Raw genomic sequence first — 16,388 nt, forward strand, 5'->3', positions numbered from 1 at the left:
ATTAATGAATAAACATAATATAGATTTTGACTTCAAATATTTAAGTTACCTAATTATTACTCATTTTTCATCAATTACCTAAAATTCTTTAGTCGGAATAGTTCCTATTTTTATTGGTAATAAAATCTCTATTTGATATTGTCCATCTTTTATAAAGCGTTTGATATTACCTTGATATTCTTGAACAAGAGCATCAATATTTCGCAACCCCCAGCCATCTTTTTGACGGGATTTACGAGTAGATTTTTCTTTCTCATCAAAATTATTTCTAATATTGATAAAAAGATTTTGTTGAAAGTATCGGATATTAAGTGATAAGCTTCTTTCCTTATTTGGTAGTCTGAGACAAGCTGCAATACTATTATCTAGGCAGTTTCCTAATATAACAGCTAAAATATCTGGCTGAATAGATAATTCTTGTGGTACAAAGCAATCAATTTCCATTTCTATCTCATCTTTTAAATGATGTAGTTTTTGATTAAGTAAAAAATTAATAGTTTGATTTTTAGAGTAGAAAGTTTGTTCACCTACTATACTATCTGTTAATGAATAAAGATAATCTTTTGCCTCTTCAGGATTTTTCTCTAAAAGCGATAAAAGAGTTAAATGTTTATTTTTTAAGTCATGCCGAAGGCTTTGGAGACGTTGATATTCTTCTTGAGATTGTTGTATTTCTCGAACTTGGAACTGTAACTGTTCTTTTTCCAATTGGTTTTGGTAATATTGCTGCTGTTGACGAGTAAGGTACAGATTAAAATAAAGAGAGGAGAGAGTTAATACAATGAGAGATGAGAGAGAAATGATTGACAGGTAATCTGCTCCAAATACCCCTCCTTGAATGGCAGATATTGTAAAAGCAAAGAAAATAGATAATAGAGGCACGATAAACTGATAAAGCCAGTTTCCCTTAGAAGTAGCAATACGAAGCTTTTGATGGGATAGGAGAAGCTTTCGTAAAATAAGAGTTATTCCTGTAGATAAGAAGAAACTTATTCCGAGATACAAACTAATAGCTTCTAAATTTTTTGATAGTTCCCCTAAAGGTAAAATTAGTTGGATTCCTTGGTTTAGGACAGCCCCTGCTAACAAACTTAGACTAGTTTGTAAAAGAATCCAAAAGGAAGACTGGCGAATAGGATAATCAAAATTGAGGCCGATTAGATAGTATTCTAAAATGTTTAGAAGGAGATTACTGACCAAAAAAATACGACTTTCAGAGAATAGGAACACGAGTTCCCCATGAAAAATCAATATGAAAAAAAGGGCTACTAAAGGCTTCTTTTTCATATTGATTTTAGACAATGGTCTATAAAATAACATACTTGCTAGAAATAAATCGTACAAGATACTGATTATTCGTAATCCTACTAACATTAAAAATGCCTTTCACTTAGATAGCTGTAATACTTTTCTTTAAAAGAAAACTGAAACTTTCTACTAATTGGGAGTAGGTGTTCTTCAGTCCCATTTAGTAAAATAGTAACTGTTTTTGAATCAAAGTCTTTGATGTATTTGGGGTTTAAAATATAGGAAGCATGAATTTGAATAAAATAATTAGGGAGTTTTTCCAAAATCTCTTTTGTTTTTAGTAGAGACTTGTAGGTACCTGTCTTTGTGTATATAAATACTGAACGTTTATCTTTCTCAAAAAATACAATATCGCTCGAAGGGACAGAATAATTGTGTTTACCAAATGAGAAGGTAAAAAGTGCTTGGCCTATATCCAAAAAACGCAAAATACGATCCAATACTTTCGTTAACTTTTGAAGTTCTATCGGTTTTACGATATAGTCAAAAGTCTGAACTTCGAAGACTTGCTCCATATAATCACGATAACTTGTCACAAAAATAATAGGAATGAAAGGATTAAATTTTCTAATCTTCTGTGCTACGTCAATTCCATTGATTTCTGGCATATTAATATCCAAAAAGACACAGTGGATGTCTGGCGTTAGCTGATTTAACAGTTTTTGTGGATTTGTATAAAGTTTTGTTTCTAGAGGAAATTTATCATAAGAAAGTAAATAATGTTCTAATTGGGTAGCATCTCTATCAGAGTCATCACAAATAGCAACTTTTAACATTGAAAACCTCCTTACTCATTTCTGTATGTTAATTATAACGTTAAAATGGTCAATTATGACATAATCATAAGACTCTCTTAAGGTTATTATACAATAACCCTATCAAAAATGAAGTATGCTGGAAAATCTTTTCAATATGGAGAAATAAAATTATGACCTTTGAGACGCTCACCATTGAAAATTTAACAAAATCATTTGATAAACAACATTTTGCTAATAACCATATCTTCTTAGAGCTAGAATCTGCAAAAATCACAGCTTTTTTAGGACATAATGGTGCTGGTAAATCAACCCTTTTAAAGCAAATGATTGGCTTTATTAAGCCTGATCAGGGAGATGTTCACTACGGAGATATTTCTTTTATACATAACCGTAAACAAGCTCGAACAATGATGAGTTATATGTCACAACAGTATGCACCTCTTGAAAAGTTAACTGTTGAGCAAAATTTAGAGATGATTGGAAGAATGAGAGGGTTAAGTACCTCAGAACTCCAAAAAGAAATTGAGCACCTTCTAGCAGATTTGGAAATAGTAGAATACCGTGATAAAAAAGGTAAGAATCTTTCAGGAGGCTTAAAACGGCTTACATCTTTTGCCATGGCATTAATTGGCTCTGCTGATATCATGCTTCTTGACGAACCAACCAACGATGTTGATCCTGTACGTCGTGAAAAACAGTGGCGATTATTACAAAAACTGGCTTATAAAGGACACACTATTATCATTGTTACCCACAATCTACTAGAAGTTGAAAAATATGCGGATAATTTTGCTCTTTTTAACCATGGTAAATTATTAAAATCTGGTCCAGTACACCAAATGTCTTATAAAAATCATTATCTAATTTCTTTCAATTTTGTTAGTAAAGAATTTGTAAGTCTATTCGAAAATTATACGATAGTCAATGGTTGTGTTTGTCAGATGGAAATTGAGGAAAGTGAATTAACCCGAATACTCATTCAAGTCAAGGAAGGTCTAGAAAAAGGGATTATTTCAAACCTTTCGGTTAAGATGAAAACATTATCTATTTCCGATCTCTATAAAGAGGAGCTTGTTAACTGATATGACTCAATTTTTTTATTTACTTCGTTGGAACTATCTTCGACAAAAAAATCTATTCATTCTATTCACATTAGCTCAAGTGCTTTTGTCCGTTTCACTTCTTTTTGGGTATCCGTTGGTAATTGGTAAGATGGATACAACAACTGCCTACTATCTTGCCTCTGGATCAGTTTTAATGGGAGTTATTTCTATTGGTTGTACGATTTCATCTCCTGTCATAGCCAATGCCAAGTCAGAAGGTCATGTGGACTATATTCGAGCTTTACCTATTCCTAGGATTCTAATTTCTTTAGCTGACCTATGTATATGGTTAATTGCTATTTTACCAGGTGTATTCTTCTCTTTTTTATTAGGCTGTCTTCGCTTTTCTGTACAATTAAATTTGTCAATTTTGTCTGTTTTTGTGATGTTGCTTATTTGCCTAACAATGATTAGTCTAGGATTTTCAATTGCTTATATATTTTCCCAAAATATTGTCACGCTAATGTCTCAGCTTATTTTAATGATTGGTCTTATGTTTTCACCTATCATGTATCCAGCAAGTCGTCTCCCAGATTGGCTAGATCAACTTTATTATCTACTTCCATTTGTCCCTTCTGCGAATCTTCTTAGAGCTAGCTTTTATAGACATGGAACTGTTTCGCTTGTAGATATAGGAGTTCTTATTTTTTGGATTTTTCTTACACAGTTTCTTATATTAGGGACACTACAGAAAGAGTTGTAATACTATCTTGTCGGAAAACAATCTTACGAAACTCAGGTTGAGGCATCTGGCACTCAGCCTTTTTCTTTTGTGACAATTCTCCTCCAAACAAATCAATTGCCTAGTCCTCTTTGGTAGCGCTATAATAGTTAAGTTGACTTTGACTATCAAACAACAGATATAGATATTTCATAAAGAAAGAGGATATACAATGGCAAAACCTATTCGAGTATTGCTTTATTATAAATACCTTCCCATCGAAAATGCTGAGCAATTTGCGGCTGATCACTTGGCTTTCTGTAAGTCAATCGGTTTGAAAGGACGTATCTTAGTCGCTGACGAGGGAATTAATGGAACGGTTTCTGGTGACTATGAAACCACTCAAAAATACATGGACTACGTTCACAGCCTTCCAGGGATGGAGGACCTCTGGTTCAAGATTGATGAGGAAGAAGAGCAAGCCTTCAAGAAGATGTTTGTTCGTTACAAGAAGGAAATCGTCCACCTTGGTTTAGAGGATGACAACTTTGATAGCGACATTAATCCACTTGAAACTACAGGTGCTTACTTGTCACCAAAAGAGTTTAAAGATGCTCTTTTAGATGAGGACACTGTTGTCCTCGATACACGTAACGACTATGAGTATGACCTTGGTCACTTCCGTGGAGCCATTCGTCCAGACATTCGCAACTTCCGTGAATTGCCACAATGGGTCCGCGACCATAAGGAAGAGTTCATGGACAAGCGCGTGGTTGTTTACTGTACTGGTGGTGTCCGCTGTGAGAAATTCTCAGGTTGGATGGTCCGTGAAGGCTACAAAGATGTTGGCCAATTGCACGGTGGTATCGCAACTTACGGAAAAGATCCAGAGGTTCAAGGGGAGCTTTGGGATGGTAAGATGTATGTCTTTGATGAGCGTATTGCCGTTGATATCAACCATGTAGATCCTGTCGTTGTCGGTAAGGACTGGTTCGATGGCACACCTTGCGAACGCTATGTCAACTGCGGTAACCCATTCTGTAATCGTCGTATCCTTGCTTCAGAGGAAAATGAAGACAAGTACCTTCGTGGCTGCTCACACGAATGCCGTGTTCACCCACGTAACCGTTATGTCACTGAAAATGGTTTGAGCCAAGAAGAAGTTGTTGCACGTCTTGCGGCAATTGGTGAAAGCTTGGATGTAACACCTGCCTAAGTTTAAGGAGTGAAGAAGCTGAGAGAAATCTCGGCTTTTTCAAGCTTCTTATTTGTAATCATTCTAAATAACTGTTAAAATACTATTTAGAATAATTCTAAATAAGGAGTAATAAAATTGGAAGATAAGAATTTTGCAGAACGTTTAAATATTTTGAGAGCTGGTGTCTTGGGTGCCAATGATGGTATCATTTCCATTGCGGGAGTGGTTATCGGTGTGGCCAGTGCGACATCAAACATTTGGTTTATCTTGATTTCAGCCTTGTCAGCGATTTTTGCCGGTGCCTTTTCAATGGCAGGTGGCGAATATGTCAGTGTGTCAACGCAAAAAGACACCGAAGAAGCTGCCATCGCTAAGGAACAAGCTCTCTTGGATCGTTCACCTGATGCAGCTAGAGAGAGTTTGTATCAAACCTTCCTCAGTCAGGGGGATTGCGAAACAGCAGCAGAAGTCAAGGTCAATCAAGCCTTTAGTAAAAATCCTATCAAGGTCTTGGTTGAAGAAAAATATGGCGTTGATTTAGAAGAAATCACAAATCCATGGCATGCTGCCGTATCTAGTTTCTTTGCTTTTTCAGTGGGTTCTTTGCCACCAACATTAGCTATCCTGCTTTTCCCTGAGCCTTACCGTATCCCTGTAACGGTGGTTGTGGTTGCACTTACCTTGCTCTTGACTGGTTATGTTAGTGCCAAGCTTGGAAAAGCACCTGTTAAACAGGCGATGTTGCGTAACTTGACAGTAGGTCTCTTGACCATGCTCGTGACCTTTGCAGTAGGTCATATCTTCCCTGTGAATGTGTAATGGTTAACAAGATGATAAGTCTACCTTTTGTAGGTAGGCTTTTTTAGTCTACTAGACCAGACTTATCCATGGTACAATAGGCCTATGCGTTTAGATAAATTATTAGGGCAGGCTGGCTATGGTTCTCGCAATCAGGTCAAGAAGCTCATTCGCAGTCGGCAAGTCTATGTGGATGGTGTCTTGGCGGATAGAGATAATCTTAATGTGGATGCTAGTCTCCAGACCATAACGGTTTCTGGAAAGGAACTGGAACATGCGCCAGAAGTTTACTATCTCATGAATAAGCCATCAGGAGTGGTATCAGCTCGAAGAGACAAGGAACACCAAACGGTCATTGATTTGATTAAGCCCGAGGATCAGCGAGAAGGGCTTTATCCTGTGGGGCGTTTGGATAGGGATACAGAAGGTCTGGTGCTGATTACCAACAATGGACCCTTGGGCTTTGCCCTGCTTCACCCACGTTATCATGTGGCTAAGAGGTATTATGTTGAGGTCAATGATGTTCTTGGGCCTGAGGCACCTGCATTTTTTGAGTCAGGTGTTGTCTTTGAGGATGGTACTGTTTGTAAACCGGCTCATCTGAAAATTCTGAGTTCAGCTAGTGACAAGAGTTGTGCTCATATCACGATTTCAGAAGGAAAGTTTCATCAAGTGAAAAAGATGTTTTTAGCTTATGGGGTCAAGGTGACCTACCTCAAACGTATTTCCTTTGGAGATTTTGTCTTGGACGAAAAGTTACCAAGGGGAAGCTATCGTCCATTGACCGAGGAGGAAAAGAGCATCTTAAAGAGGTATTTAAACTGAGCCATTTTAGTTTTTGGTTATTTAGGTTATGTTACGGTGGAAGTGCTAACTATAAGTAATAGTTATGGCATCCCATAAGTAATTTTAACTATTCATTTGGTCAATACAGTGGTATGATAGAAGTAATTTAATCGGCAAGCTTAGTTAGTGCAATTTCATGTACTGTTTTAGGACAGTGAAAGAGGGAGGTCTATTATGACAGATGTATTTTACGAGGATTTAGCAAAGACACGTCAGCAAATTCATCAACATCCAGAAGTTTCTGAAGATGAACACGAGACAACCATTTTTTTGAAAGGGTATTTGAGAAAATTAGGTATTGAACCTTTAAATTATCCTTTAAAGACAGGACTGATTGCTGAAATTGGGTCAGGCCACCCGATTATTGCTTTACGTGCTGATATCGATGCGCTTCCAATTCAGGAAAATACTGGACTTTCTTATGCCAGTGAAAATGGAGCCATGCACGCATGTGGTCATGATTTTCACCAAACCTCTCTCCTTGGAGCAGCACAGATTTTAAAAGAAAGAGAAGCGGAGCTGAAAGGGACAGTTCGCTTGATTTTCCAACCAGCTGAGGAAAATTTCCAAGGGGCCTACCAGATTATTGAAGCGGGTGGTATTGACGGTGTGTCAGCTATCATCGGTTACCACAACAATCCTCACTTGAAACCTGGACAGATTGGTCTTCGTTCAGGTGCGATTATGGCAGGTGTGGAGCAGTTTAGGGTTGACGTCAAGGGTGTTTCTTCGCATGCGGCTCGCCCTGATTTGGGTGTGGATACGGTTTTGGTTACTACGACCATCATTAACAACTTGCAGCAAATCGTAGCTCGAACGATTTCACCTTTTGACTCAGCTGTTTTGTCAGTCACTCATATCGAAGTTGGCAATACTTGGAATGTTCTGCCAGCATCAGGCTTTTTTGAGGGAACAATTCGTACTTTTGATCCTAAGATTCGTGAGGATGTCATTGCTCGTTTTGAAAAGGTCGTTCAAGCAACAGCAGACCAATTTGGTGCTCAGGCTGAGATTGTTTGGGGCAATTCTCCCTTTGTGACTTACAATGATTTGACGCTTACACCTCTCATCTTTGAAAATTCTAAGGCTTTCGCAGAAGTGATTGAAACCTTGCCATCAACAGGTGGCGAAGATTTTGCGACCTATCAGAAGTCAATCCCAGGTGTTTTTGCCTTCATTGGTTCTAATGGTGACGATGATGCTGCCGACTGGCACCATGATGATTTCCTTGTGAAAGACGAAGCCTTACCTGCAGCTGTTAATTACTATGTGGAAAACGCCCTCTTCCTACTTGATTATTTTAAGGATAACCACTAATCCTTAGAGGGTATACCATTGAAGCATCCAGCCGATTGGTTGGGTGCTATTCTTGTTTCATGATGAATTTGGTGATGAGAAAGTGAGATTTCCTTTTTCTTGCTTTTTCTTTTGTTTTTCGATAAAATGAAAGCGTTATCATTTTAAAAATAAGTTAGGAAGTGGTCAAGTATTTTATAGGAATCCTTTGCCTTATGACTTCCAAGTAAGGAGAAAATATGTTAATTGGTATCCCAAAAGAAATCAAAAATAATGAAAATCGTGTGGCGCTAACACCTGCTGGTGTCCAAAGTCTTGTGGCTAAGGGACATGTCGTGTTAATCGAAACAAATGCAGGCCTTGGCTCTGGTTTTGCGGATGCAGATTATGCCAATCAAGGTGCTAAAATCGTTGCGACTGCTGCAGAAGCATGGGCAGCAGAACTGGTTGTTAAAGTTAAGGAGCCACTTGCTGAAGAATATGGCTTCCTTCGTGAAGATCTTTTACTCTTTACCTACTTGCACATGGCAGCAGCTCCGGGTTTGGCAGATGCAATGGTTAATGCCAAGACAACAGGTGTGGCCTATGAAACGGTTCGTGATCAAGAAGGCCACTTGCCACTTTTGGTTCCAATGAGTGAAGTTGCAGGACGCATGGCTGTACAAATTGGTGCCCACTTCTTGACTAAGCAAGAGGGTGGTTCTGGTGTGCTTCTAGGAGGAGTGCCTGGTGTTCCTAAAGGTAAGGTTACCATTATCGGAGGGGGTGTCGTAGGGACACATGCAGCCCGTATTGCGCTTGGACTCGGAGCCCAAGTAACGATTCTTGATATTAGCGCCAAACGTTTGTCAGTCCTTGAAGATGTCTTTGGTAGTCAAATTCAAACACTGATGTCAAATCCTTTCAATATTGAAGCAAGTGTCCGTGATGCTGACGTGGTTATTGGAGCGGTCCTTATTCCAGGTGCTAAAGCGCCTAAACTAGTTACTGAACAAATGGTTAAACAGATGCGTCCTGGTTCTGTTATTGTGGATGTAGCGGTTGACCAAGGTGGGGTTATTGAAACAGCGGATCGTGTAACGACTCATGATGAACCAGTTTATGAAAAACACGGTGTCCTTCACTATGCCGTTGCCAATATTCCAGGAGCCGTGGCACGTACATCAACCATTGCCCTTACCAACGTTACCCTTCCTTATATTGAAGCTCTGGCAGGACTAGGCTTCAAACAGGCAATTCAAAATGATGAAGGTCTTCGTCAAGGTGTAACAACCTACCAAGGACACATCACTAGCCAACCAGTTGCCGAAGGATTAAACAGAAATTACACGTCAATTGACGAATTGCTATAAGGATCAATCTATCCTAATAACAGAGGAGCCACGCCATGATTTGGTGGGACTCCTTTTTGATATTCAGTGTTTTACCGTTTGATATGGCTATAGCTACTAAGCTTGATAATGGTAGAATGACTCCTAATTATAGATTTGTTTTATGGTATAATGAGTAGGTAAATACTATAGTAATGACTACTAAAAATGCTTATTTGTTCTTGCTTTGGCATGCAATTTATTAGGAGGTTTTTATCATGGCTAATCATATTCGTGTTATGGTGTCGATTGTTTTGGCTCAGCTGATTGTCCTTTATCTAGGACTTCAGATGGCTCTACCATTTACTAAGGTTCTAACTACGGTAGGTGTGGTTGCTTTTCTCGAGATTGTTTATCATATGGTGATAGCTCGTAAGATTGGAGCAAACATTTCTTTCAGAGTGTTTTGGCAGACGTTTAAAAAGGTCCTTCGAAAAAATGCTGCCTTTTTAATTCTATTAGGGGTTGCACCGATTTTCTTCAAAAGTGAAGACTTCATGGCTTTCATCACCTGGCAGCTTTTCTTTGTCGTCTTGGTGAGTGATGTCATCATGGCTTCAAATGATATGCCATTATCTCGATAAGACCTAAAACCTAGACATTTCAATGAAAGACTGTAGATAATGTTCACCATCCAAAGAAATCATTTGTCAGACCCAGGTGTAGATTATGTCACTTTTGGTAAGGGAGACAAAACTCTCATTATTATTACGGGATTAAGTTTGCAACGTTTAAGTGAACTGTCCAATCTTGCCACTTACGCCTTGTTTTATCAATATGCTAAGGAGTACAAGGTCTATATTTTTGATAGAAGGGACCATATCGAAGAAGACATTACTATTGAGAATATGGCTGATGACCTCTATCATTCTTTGGAAGTATTGCATATTGCTAATGCCTCTATCATAGGCATATCACAGGGAGGTATGATTGCTCAGTTATTTGCTATCAAGTATTCTCAAAAGGTGAAAAAGCTAGTATTAGCGCTGACACTCTCTCGTAATAATACCATCAGTAGAGAAACCGTCGGAGGGTGGATAGAGATGGCAGAAAATGGAGAAATGGACCAGCTCAATAAGGATTCCGTGAGTAAATCATTTTCGTCACCTGTGTTAAAGAAATTATATGTGATTAACAGATTATTTTTGAAGTCTGTAAGTACAGAAAAACGCCATCGCTTTGTTTGTTTAGCCAAGTCAATTCTAGCCTTTGATTGCTATAGTTCGCTTGATAAAATTACTTGTCCGACCCTTGTTCTGGGAGCCAAATACGATTTAGTTCTGGGTGTGGATGGCGCCAGGGAGCTGGCAAATGGGATTCCAAATGCTTCTTATTATGAATTTGACAAATTGGGGCATGCGGCTTATATTGAAAGCAGACGCTTCAACCAAGTTTTGTTAGAATTCCTGCAATAAATCACTCAGAAAACTCATTTTTAAAGAGTCTTTATATCTCCAGTGATATAAGATATGAAAACGGTTATGGCAAAAGCTGTAGCCTTTTTATTTTCCAGTTCAGATATGTGCAGTCTGAAAAATTAAATGATAGAATGGCAATAGATAGGAGGATACAGAAATGTTGAACTATGATTTGATTGTTATCGGTTTCGGTAAAGCCGGTAAAACTCTGGCTGCTAAGATGAATGCAGCTGGTAAGAAAGTTGCTGTCATCGAACGCAGCAAAGCCATGTATGGCGGTACTTGCATTAATATTGCTTGTATCCCAACCAAGACTATGATTGTAGCGGCCGAAAAGGGCTGGTCATTTGACGATACCATGAAAGAACGTGGTGCGGTGACTGGTCGTCTTAACGCTAAGAATTATAAAATGTTGGCCGATAATGGCGTTGATGTCATTGATGCAGAGGCACATTTTGTGTCAAATAAGGTTATTGAAGTAGTGGCAGGTGATGACCGCCAAGAGCTTACAGCTGAGACTATTGTCATCAATACAGGTGCTGTGTCTAATGTCTTGCCTATTCCTGGCTTGACAACAGCTGAGCATGTCTACGATTCAACTGGTATTCAAACCCTTGAAGCCTTGCCTAAACGCTTGGGTGTCCTAGGTGGTGGTAATATCGGGCTTGAATTTGCTGGCCTTTATAACCGTTTGGGAAGCCAAGTGACTGTCTTGGATGCAGCGACTAGCTTCTTGCCACGTGTGGAGCCATCTATTGCTAAGTTGGCCAAGGAATACATGGAAGAGGACGGCATTGTCTTTGAGCAAGGTGTTAAAACTTCTGAAGTTAAGAATGACGGTGATGAAGTTGTCGTTGTTACTGATAAAGGAGACTTCCGTTTTGATGCGCTCCTTTATGCGACAGGACGCAAGCCTAATATTGAACCCCTTCACTTGGAAAACACCGATATTGCCTTGACTGAGCGTGGTGGTATCCAGGTTAATAAGCATTTGGAAACAAGTGTTCCGGGTGTCTTTGCAGTGGGTGATGTTAATGGTGGCCTTCAATTCACTTATATTTCATTAGATGATTTCCGTATTGTCTTTAATTACTTGACAGGGGATGGTAGCTATAACCTTGAAACACGTGGAGTAGTTCCAACTGCCATGTTCCTCAACCCACCTTTGGCACAAGTTGGTCTTACTGAAGACCAAGCCAGAGCAGCAGGTGGACCAGTTGCTGTCAAGGAACTTCCAGTTGCTGGCATGCCTCGTGGTCATGTAAACGGTGATTTGCGTGGTGCCTTCAAAGCTGTGGTAAATCCTGAAACTAAGGAAATCTTGGGTGTGACCCTCTTTGGTCAAGAATCTCATGAAATTATCAATCTAATTACCCTAGCGATGAACCATCACATTCCATATACAGATTTGGCTAAACAAATCTTTACTCACCCAACTATGGCTGAGAACCTAAATGATTTGTTTGCGATATAAGATGAAAAGAGCCGAGAGGCTCTTTTTTGAAAACATCACTCTAATACAAAGCGACACTCTAGGTTAGATGTCGCTTTTTTTGCGCTTTGATGATAAGATAGAAGTGCTATAAGAAAATTCTTTAGATTGGTGCTCTTTGTCTGCATTGAATGATTGATAGACCTTGAGTCACCACTAAAAAACGTATGAAAAACGTAGAAAGACACTCGCTTGCCAGTTGGTCTGTGAGTGTGTGTAACTTATGACTAAGAAAGTAGGAGTGGGTAAGGCCCACAGTAAGATTATTTTGATGGGTGAGCACTCGGTCGTTTATGGTCATCCTGCCCTTGCTCTCCCTCTCAAGGACATTGAGGTTGTCTGTCAGATTCAGGCGGCTGATACTCCTTTGACGCTCAAGGCTCAGGATCCCTTGACGACAGCGATTTTTTCAGCGCTTAATTATCTGGAAATCAAGAATCAGCCTATTAGCTATGCTATTAAGTCTAGCGTCCCTGAAAAGCGTGGCATGGGATCGTCTGCAGCGGTTGCCATTGCAGCGATTCGTGCGGTTTTTGATTATTTTGAACAGGAGCTTAGCCGAGAGACCTTGGAAATGCTGGTCCATCAGGCGGAGACCATTGCCCACAGTAAGCCCAGCGGTTTAGATGCCAAGACTTGTCTGAGTGACCGAGCTATCAGCTTTACCCGTAATATTGGCTTCAAGGAAATCGAGGTTGATCTAGGTGCCTATCTAGTTATCGCAGACACGGGCATTCATGGAAACACCCGTGAGGCCGTGGAAAAGGTTGAGGCTATCGGACTAGATGCTTTATCAGACCTAAATCAGCTAGGCGAATTAAGTCAGAGGGCGGAAGGAGCCCTCAAGGCCAAGGATCAAGAGCTTCTTGGGCAGCTTATGTCGCAAGCCCATAATCACCTTAAATCTTTAGGTGTGTCCTGCGATTTGTCTGACCTGCTCATAGCGACTGCTCTGGAACAGGGTGCGCTCGGGGCCAAGATGTCAGGTGGAGGACTGGGTGGCTGTATTATTGCCCTGACAAGTACTAAGAATCAAGCCCAAACGATTGCTAAAAAACTTCAAGAAAAAGGAGCGGTAAACACGTGGATAGAAAGCCTGTAAGCGTCAAATCGTACGCAAATATTGCTATTGTCAAATACTGGGGTAAGGCGGATACCAAGCGTATGATTCCTTCAACTAGTAGTATTTCACTGACTTTGGAAAATATGTATACGGAAACCAAGTTGTCCTTTCTGCCTGAGGATGCGACCGGTGATGTTATGTATATTGATGACGAGCTCCAAGGGGAAAAAGAAACAACCAAGGCCAGCAAGGTTTTAGATTTCTTCCGTACTAATCCCAACCAGCATGTCAAGATTGAAACTTGGAACAATATGCCAACAGCTGCGGGTCTATCATCAAGTTCCTCAGGACTTTCTGCCCTAGTTAAGGCAGCAAACGAGCTCTTTCAAGTCGGAAAAACGCAGTCTGAATTGGCTCAAATTGCCAAGTTTGCTTCAGGATCATCATCACGTTCTTTCTTTGGACCATTGGCAGCCTGGGACAAAGATAGTGGTGAGGTTTACCAAGTTGAAACAGACCTCAAATTAGCCATGATTATGCTAGTTTTAACAGATCAAAAGAAACCCGTATCAAGTCGTGATGGTATGAAATTGTGTACCGAAACATCGACCTCCTTCCCAGAGTGGATTAAACAGTCTGTGCTAGATTACAAGGATATGTTGGCCTATCTCAAAACAAATGATTTCCAAGCGGTCGGCGAGCTCACTGAAGCTAATGCCCTTCGTATGCATCAAACCACAAGTACGGCCAACCCTCCATTTTCATATCTGACGGATGCTTCCTATCAGGCTATGGATAAGGTTAAGGCCCTCCGTGCCTCTGGTGAACAGTGTTACTTCACTATGGATGCGGGGCCAAACGTTAAGGTGCTCTGTCTGGAAGAAGACCTAGACCGCCTAGCAGACCACTTCCGTAAGGACTATCAGGTCATTGTTTCACGCACCAAGGAGTTGCCAGATGCCTAAGCCCTCAGTCATTCAGGCCAGCGTAAAAACAGGTGGGAAACTCTACATTGCTGGAGAATATTCAGTCTTAACACATGGTCAAACGGCCCTAATCCAATTTATTCCTATTTTCATGTCAGCAGAGGTCAAGGAAGCTCCAAGCACACAGCTGTCTTCAGATATGTTTGACTACAGTGTTGGTCGAGAGCCAGACGCAAATTATGCTCTCATTCAAGAGGCCTTGAATACTTTTGAGGCATATTGTGGTGAGGAATTACCTAATCTAGACCTTTCCATCACAGGAAAGTTGGAACGTGATGGGGTTAAATTTGGTATCGGTTCTTCGGGTTCTGTTGTGGTATTGACCCTCAAGGCCTTGGCAGCAGTCCTTCAGAAAGACTTATCTAAAGACATTCTCTTTAAGCTAGCTAGCTACACCCTCCTCAAGCAAGGAGACAATGGTTCTATGGGGGACCTAGCTTGTATCGTATACGAGGATTTGGTTGCCTATCGTTCCTTTGACCGTGCAAAAATAGCAGAGCTAATAAATCAAGTGACCTTATCAGAGCTTTTGGAAAAAGACTGGGGATATCGTATCAGACCTATAGTACCAGCTCTCAAGGCTCATTTTTTGGTGGGGTGGACCAAGCAAGCTGCTATTTCAAAAGACATGGTTAAGATGGCCAAATCTCGCATATCAAGCCAGTATCTAACTGAAACCGAAGTGGCTGTTCAAGCTGCCATCAAGGCTCTGGAAACAGGAGATAAGACCTTACTTAAGAGCAGCCTCCAAGCTGTCAGTGACCAGTTGGAATCGCTTAGTCCAGATATTTATGTGGACAAGCTGAAAAAACTCAAAGAAGCAGAGCAAGGACTCGATGCTATTGCTAAGTCTTCTGGAGCAGGTGGTGGTGACTGTGGTATCGCCTTTGCCTTTGACCAAGCCAGCCGAGATATTCTAGTTAAGCGCTGGCAACAGGCAGGCATAGAGCTCTTGTATGAGGTTTAGGGGTCAGCTAAGTAGACATTATCACGCAAGAAAGTAAAGAAATAACCTATGACAAATCGTAAAGACGATCACATCCGTTATGCCCTTAAGTACCAATCGCCCTACAATAGTTTTGACGATATGGAACTTATCCACAAGTCTCTACCGACTTATGATTTAGATCAGATTGACTTGTCCACACATTTTGTGGGACGAGATTGGAAATTTCCTTTTTATATCAATGCCATGACAGGTGGTTCTGCCAAAGGTGGCGCTGTCAATCGAAAACTAGCTGAGGTGGCCAGCCGAACGGGTATTCTCATGGTAACGGGTTCCTATAGTGCTGCTCTAAAGGGAGAGACACCAGAATCCTTTGACTATCGTCAAGAGTTTCCAGACTTAGACCTTGCGACCAATATCGGTGTGGATAAGTCTGTGGACCTGGGCATTAAGACGGTGGAAGCTATGAACCCAGTCTTTTTACAGCTCCATGTTAATCTTATGCAGGAGCTCCTCATGCCTGAAGGAGAGCGTATTTTCCATACCTGGAAGGAAAATGTGGCGGCTTATGCACAGAAAATAGACTGCCCACTTGTCCTCAAGGAGGTCGGCTTTGGTATGGATGTGGAAACCATTCGTTACGCCATGTCTCAGGGCATCAAAACTGTGGATATCTCAGGTCGTGGTGGGACTAGCTTCGCCTATATTGAAAATAGTCGAGGCGGCAACCGTGATTACCTCAATGACTGGGGACAAAGTACGGTTCAGACCCTCTTGCAAACCCAAGACCTTCGTGAAGCTGTGGAAATCTTAGCCTCTGGTGGCGTGCGCAATCCACTTGATATGGTTAAATGTCTGGTTCTAGGAGCAAAAGGTGTAGGCCTCTCACGAACAGTCCTTGAATTGGTAGAACGTTACCCTGTGGATAAGGTTGTGGCTGTCGTTAATGGCTGGAAAGACGACCTTCGTCTCATCATGTGTGCCCTTGATTGTCGGACTGTTGATGAGCTCAAATCTGTGGATTACATCTTACATGGTAAGCTACAAGGGACTTATATCAAACAAGAGAAGTAGGAAAGAGCCAAGTGCTATTTTTTAATTTTTAAAGATGGTAAAACAATTTCTCTAGGCGATGATATTATGGA

At 40.5% G+C, this 16,388-nt stretch carries 16 protein-coding genes; 14 read left to right on the forward strand and 2 right to left on the reverse strand.

Going from position 1 to position 16,388, the window contains the following annotated elements; all coding sequences use genetic code 11:
- Nucleotides 1-78 precede the first annotated feature (78 nt).
- Together HMPREF0848_RS00920 and HMPREF0848_RS00925 are read right to left on the reverse strand one after the other, a co-directional pair.
- The gene (locus tag HMPREF0848_RS00920) at nucleotides 79-1,374 is read right to left on the reverse strand and encodes a sensor histidine kinase (protein WP_008534029.1); all 1,296 of its coding nucleotides are present in this window, start codon (nucleotides 1,372-1,374) and stop codon (nucleotides 79-81) included.
- Nucleotides 1,374-2,084 (reverse strand): LytR/AlgR family response regulator transcription factor, encoded by a 711-nt coding sequence (locus HMPREF0848_RS00925; RefSeq protein ID WP_008534030.1) that lies wholly within the window; start codon nucleotides 2,082-2,084, stop codon nucleotides 1,374-1,376. Before HMPREF0848_RS00925 ends, HMPREF0848_RS00920 begins: the two co-directional genes overlap by 1 nt.
- Before the next feature lie 152 nt (nucleotides 2,085-2,236).
- Here HMPREF0848_RS00925 and HMPREF0848_RS00930 point away from each other — a divergent pair, with 152 nt between their 5' ends.
- The 14 genes from HMPREF0848_RS00930 to fni all read left to right on the forward strand — a co-directional run bounded on the left by HMPREF0848_RS00930 (nucleotide 2,237) and on the right by fni (nucleotide 16,317).
- Nucleotides 2,237-3,148, forward strand: a complete 912-nt coding sequence (locus HMPREF0848_RS00930) for an ABC transporter ATP-binding protein (RefSeq protein WP_008534031.1) — start codon at nucleotides 2,237-2,239, stop codon at nucleotides 3,146-3,148.
- A 1-nt stretch (nucleotide 3,149) separates the two neighbouring features.
- Nucleotides 3,150-3,872: an ABC transporter permease gene (locus HMPREF0848_RS00935; protein ID WP_008534032.1), complete on the forward strand. Its 723-nt coding sequence runs from the start codon at nucleotides 3,150-3,152 to the stop codon at nucleotides 3,870-3,872.
- A gap of 190 nt (nucleotides 3,873-4,062) precedes the next feature.
- On the forward strand, nucleotides 4,063-5,046 hold the full coding sequence (trhO, locus tag HMPREF0848_RS00940; RefSeq protein WP_008534033.1) for an oxygen-dependent tRNA uridine(34) hydroxylase TrhO: 984 nt from the start codon (nucleotides 4,063-4,065) through the stop codon (nucleotides 5,044-5,046).
- A gap of 117 nt (nucleotides 5,047-5,163) precedes the next feature.
- The gene (locus tag HMPREF0848_RS00945) at nucleotides 5,164-5,847 is read left to right on the forward strand and encodes a VIT1/CCC1 transporter family protein (RefSeq protein WP_008534034.1); all 684 of its coding nucleotides are present in this window, start codon (nucleotides 5,164-5,166) and stop codon (nucleotides 5,845-5,847) included.
- A gap of 84 nt (nucleotides 5,848-5,931) precedes the next feature.
- Nucleotides 5,932-6,651, forward strand: a complete 720-nt coding sequence (locus HMPREF0848_RS00950) for a 16S rRNA pseudouridine(516) synthase (protein ID WP_008534035.1) — start codon at nucleotides 5,932-5,934, stop codon at nucleotides 6,649-6,651.
- 195 nt (nucleotides 6,652-6,846) lie between these two features.
- Complete coding sequence (locus tag HMPREF0848_RS00955) at nucleotides 6,847-7,989, forward strand: amidohydrolase (protein WP_008534036.1); 1,143 nt, start codon at nucleotides 6,847-6,849, stop codon at nucleotides 7,987-7,989.
- 218 nt (nucleotides 7,990-8,207) lie between these two features.
- On the forward strand, nucleotides 8,208-9,320 hold the full coding sequence (gene ald, locus HMPREF0848_RS00960) for an alanine dehydrogenase (RefSeq protein ID WP_008534037.1): 1,113 nt from the start codon (nucleotides 8,208-8,210) through the stop codon (nucleotides 9,318-9,320).
- Nucleotides 9,321-9,556: 236 nt separating this feature from the next.
- Nucleotides 9,557-9,922, forward strand: coding sequence for a hypothetical protein (locus HMPREF0848_RS00965; RefSeq protein WP_008534038.1), 366 nt, complete (start codon nucleotides 9,557-9,559; stop codon nucleotides 9,920-9,922).
- A gap of 39 nt (nucleotides 9,923-9,961) precedes the next feature.
- On the forward strand, nucleotides 9,962-10,753 hold the full coding sequence (locus HMPREF0848_RS00970; RefSeq protein ID WP_008534040.1) for an alpha/beta fold hydrolase: 792 nt from the start codon (nucleotides 9,962-9,964) through the stop codon (nucleotides 10,751-10,753).
- A 160-nt stretch (nucleotides 10,754-10,913) separates the two neighbouring features.
- Nucleotides 10,914-12,230 (forward strand): FAD-containing oxidoreductase, encoded by a 1,317-nt coding sequence (locus HMPREF0848_RS00975; protein WP_008534041.1) that lies wholly within the window; start codon nucleotides 10,914-10,916, stop codon nucleotides 12,228-12,230.
- Between the two features lie 241 nt (nucleotides 12,231-12,471).
- Complete coding sequence (gene mvk, locus HMPREF0848_RS00980; RefSeq protein ID WP_008534042.1) at nucleotides 12,472-13,350, forward strand: mevalonate kinase; 879 nt, start codon at nucleotides 12,472-12,474, stop codon at nucleotides 13,348-13,350.
- Nucleotides 13,332-14,276: a diphosphomevalonate decarboxylase gene (gene mvaD, locus HMPREF0848_RS00985; RefSeq protein WP_008534043.1), complete on the forward strand. Its 945-nt coding sequence runs from the start codon at nucleotides 13,332-13,334 to the stop codon at nucleotides 14,274-14,276. The genes mvk and mvaD overlap by 19 nt, the downstream gene beginning before the upstream one ends.
- Complete coding sequence (locus HMPREF0848_RS00990; protein WP_008534044.1) at nucleotides 14,269-15,264, forward strand: phosphomevalonate kinase; 996 nt, start codon at nucleotides 14,269-14,271, stop codon at nucleotides 15,262-15,264. The genes mvaD and HMPREF0848_RS00990 overlap by 8 nt, the downstream gene beginning before the upstream one ends.
- Before the next feature lie 48 nt (nucleotides 15,265-15,312).
- Nucleotides 15,313-16,317, forward strand: coding sequence for a type 2 isopentenyl-diphosphate Delta-isomerase (gene fni / locus HMPREF0848_RS00995; protein WP_008534045.1), 1,005 nt, complete (start codon nucleotides 15,313-15,315; stop codon nucleotides 16,315-16,317).
- The last annotated feature ends 71 nt before the right edge of the window (nucleotides 16,318-16,388 follow it).

The sequence above is a fragment of the Streptococcus sp. C150 genome, from assembly GCF_000187445.1.
GTDB classification, from domain to species: domain Bacteria; phylum Bacillota; class Bacilli; order Lactobacillales; family Streptococcaceae; genus Streptococcus; species Streptococcus raffinosi.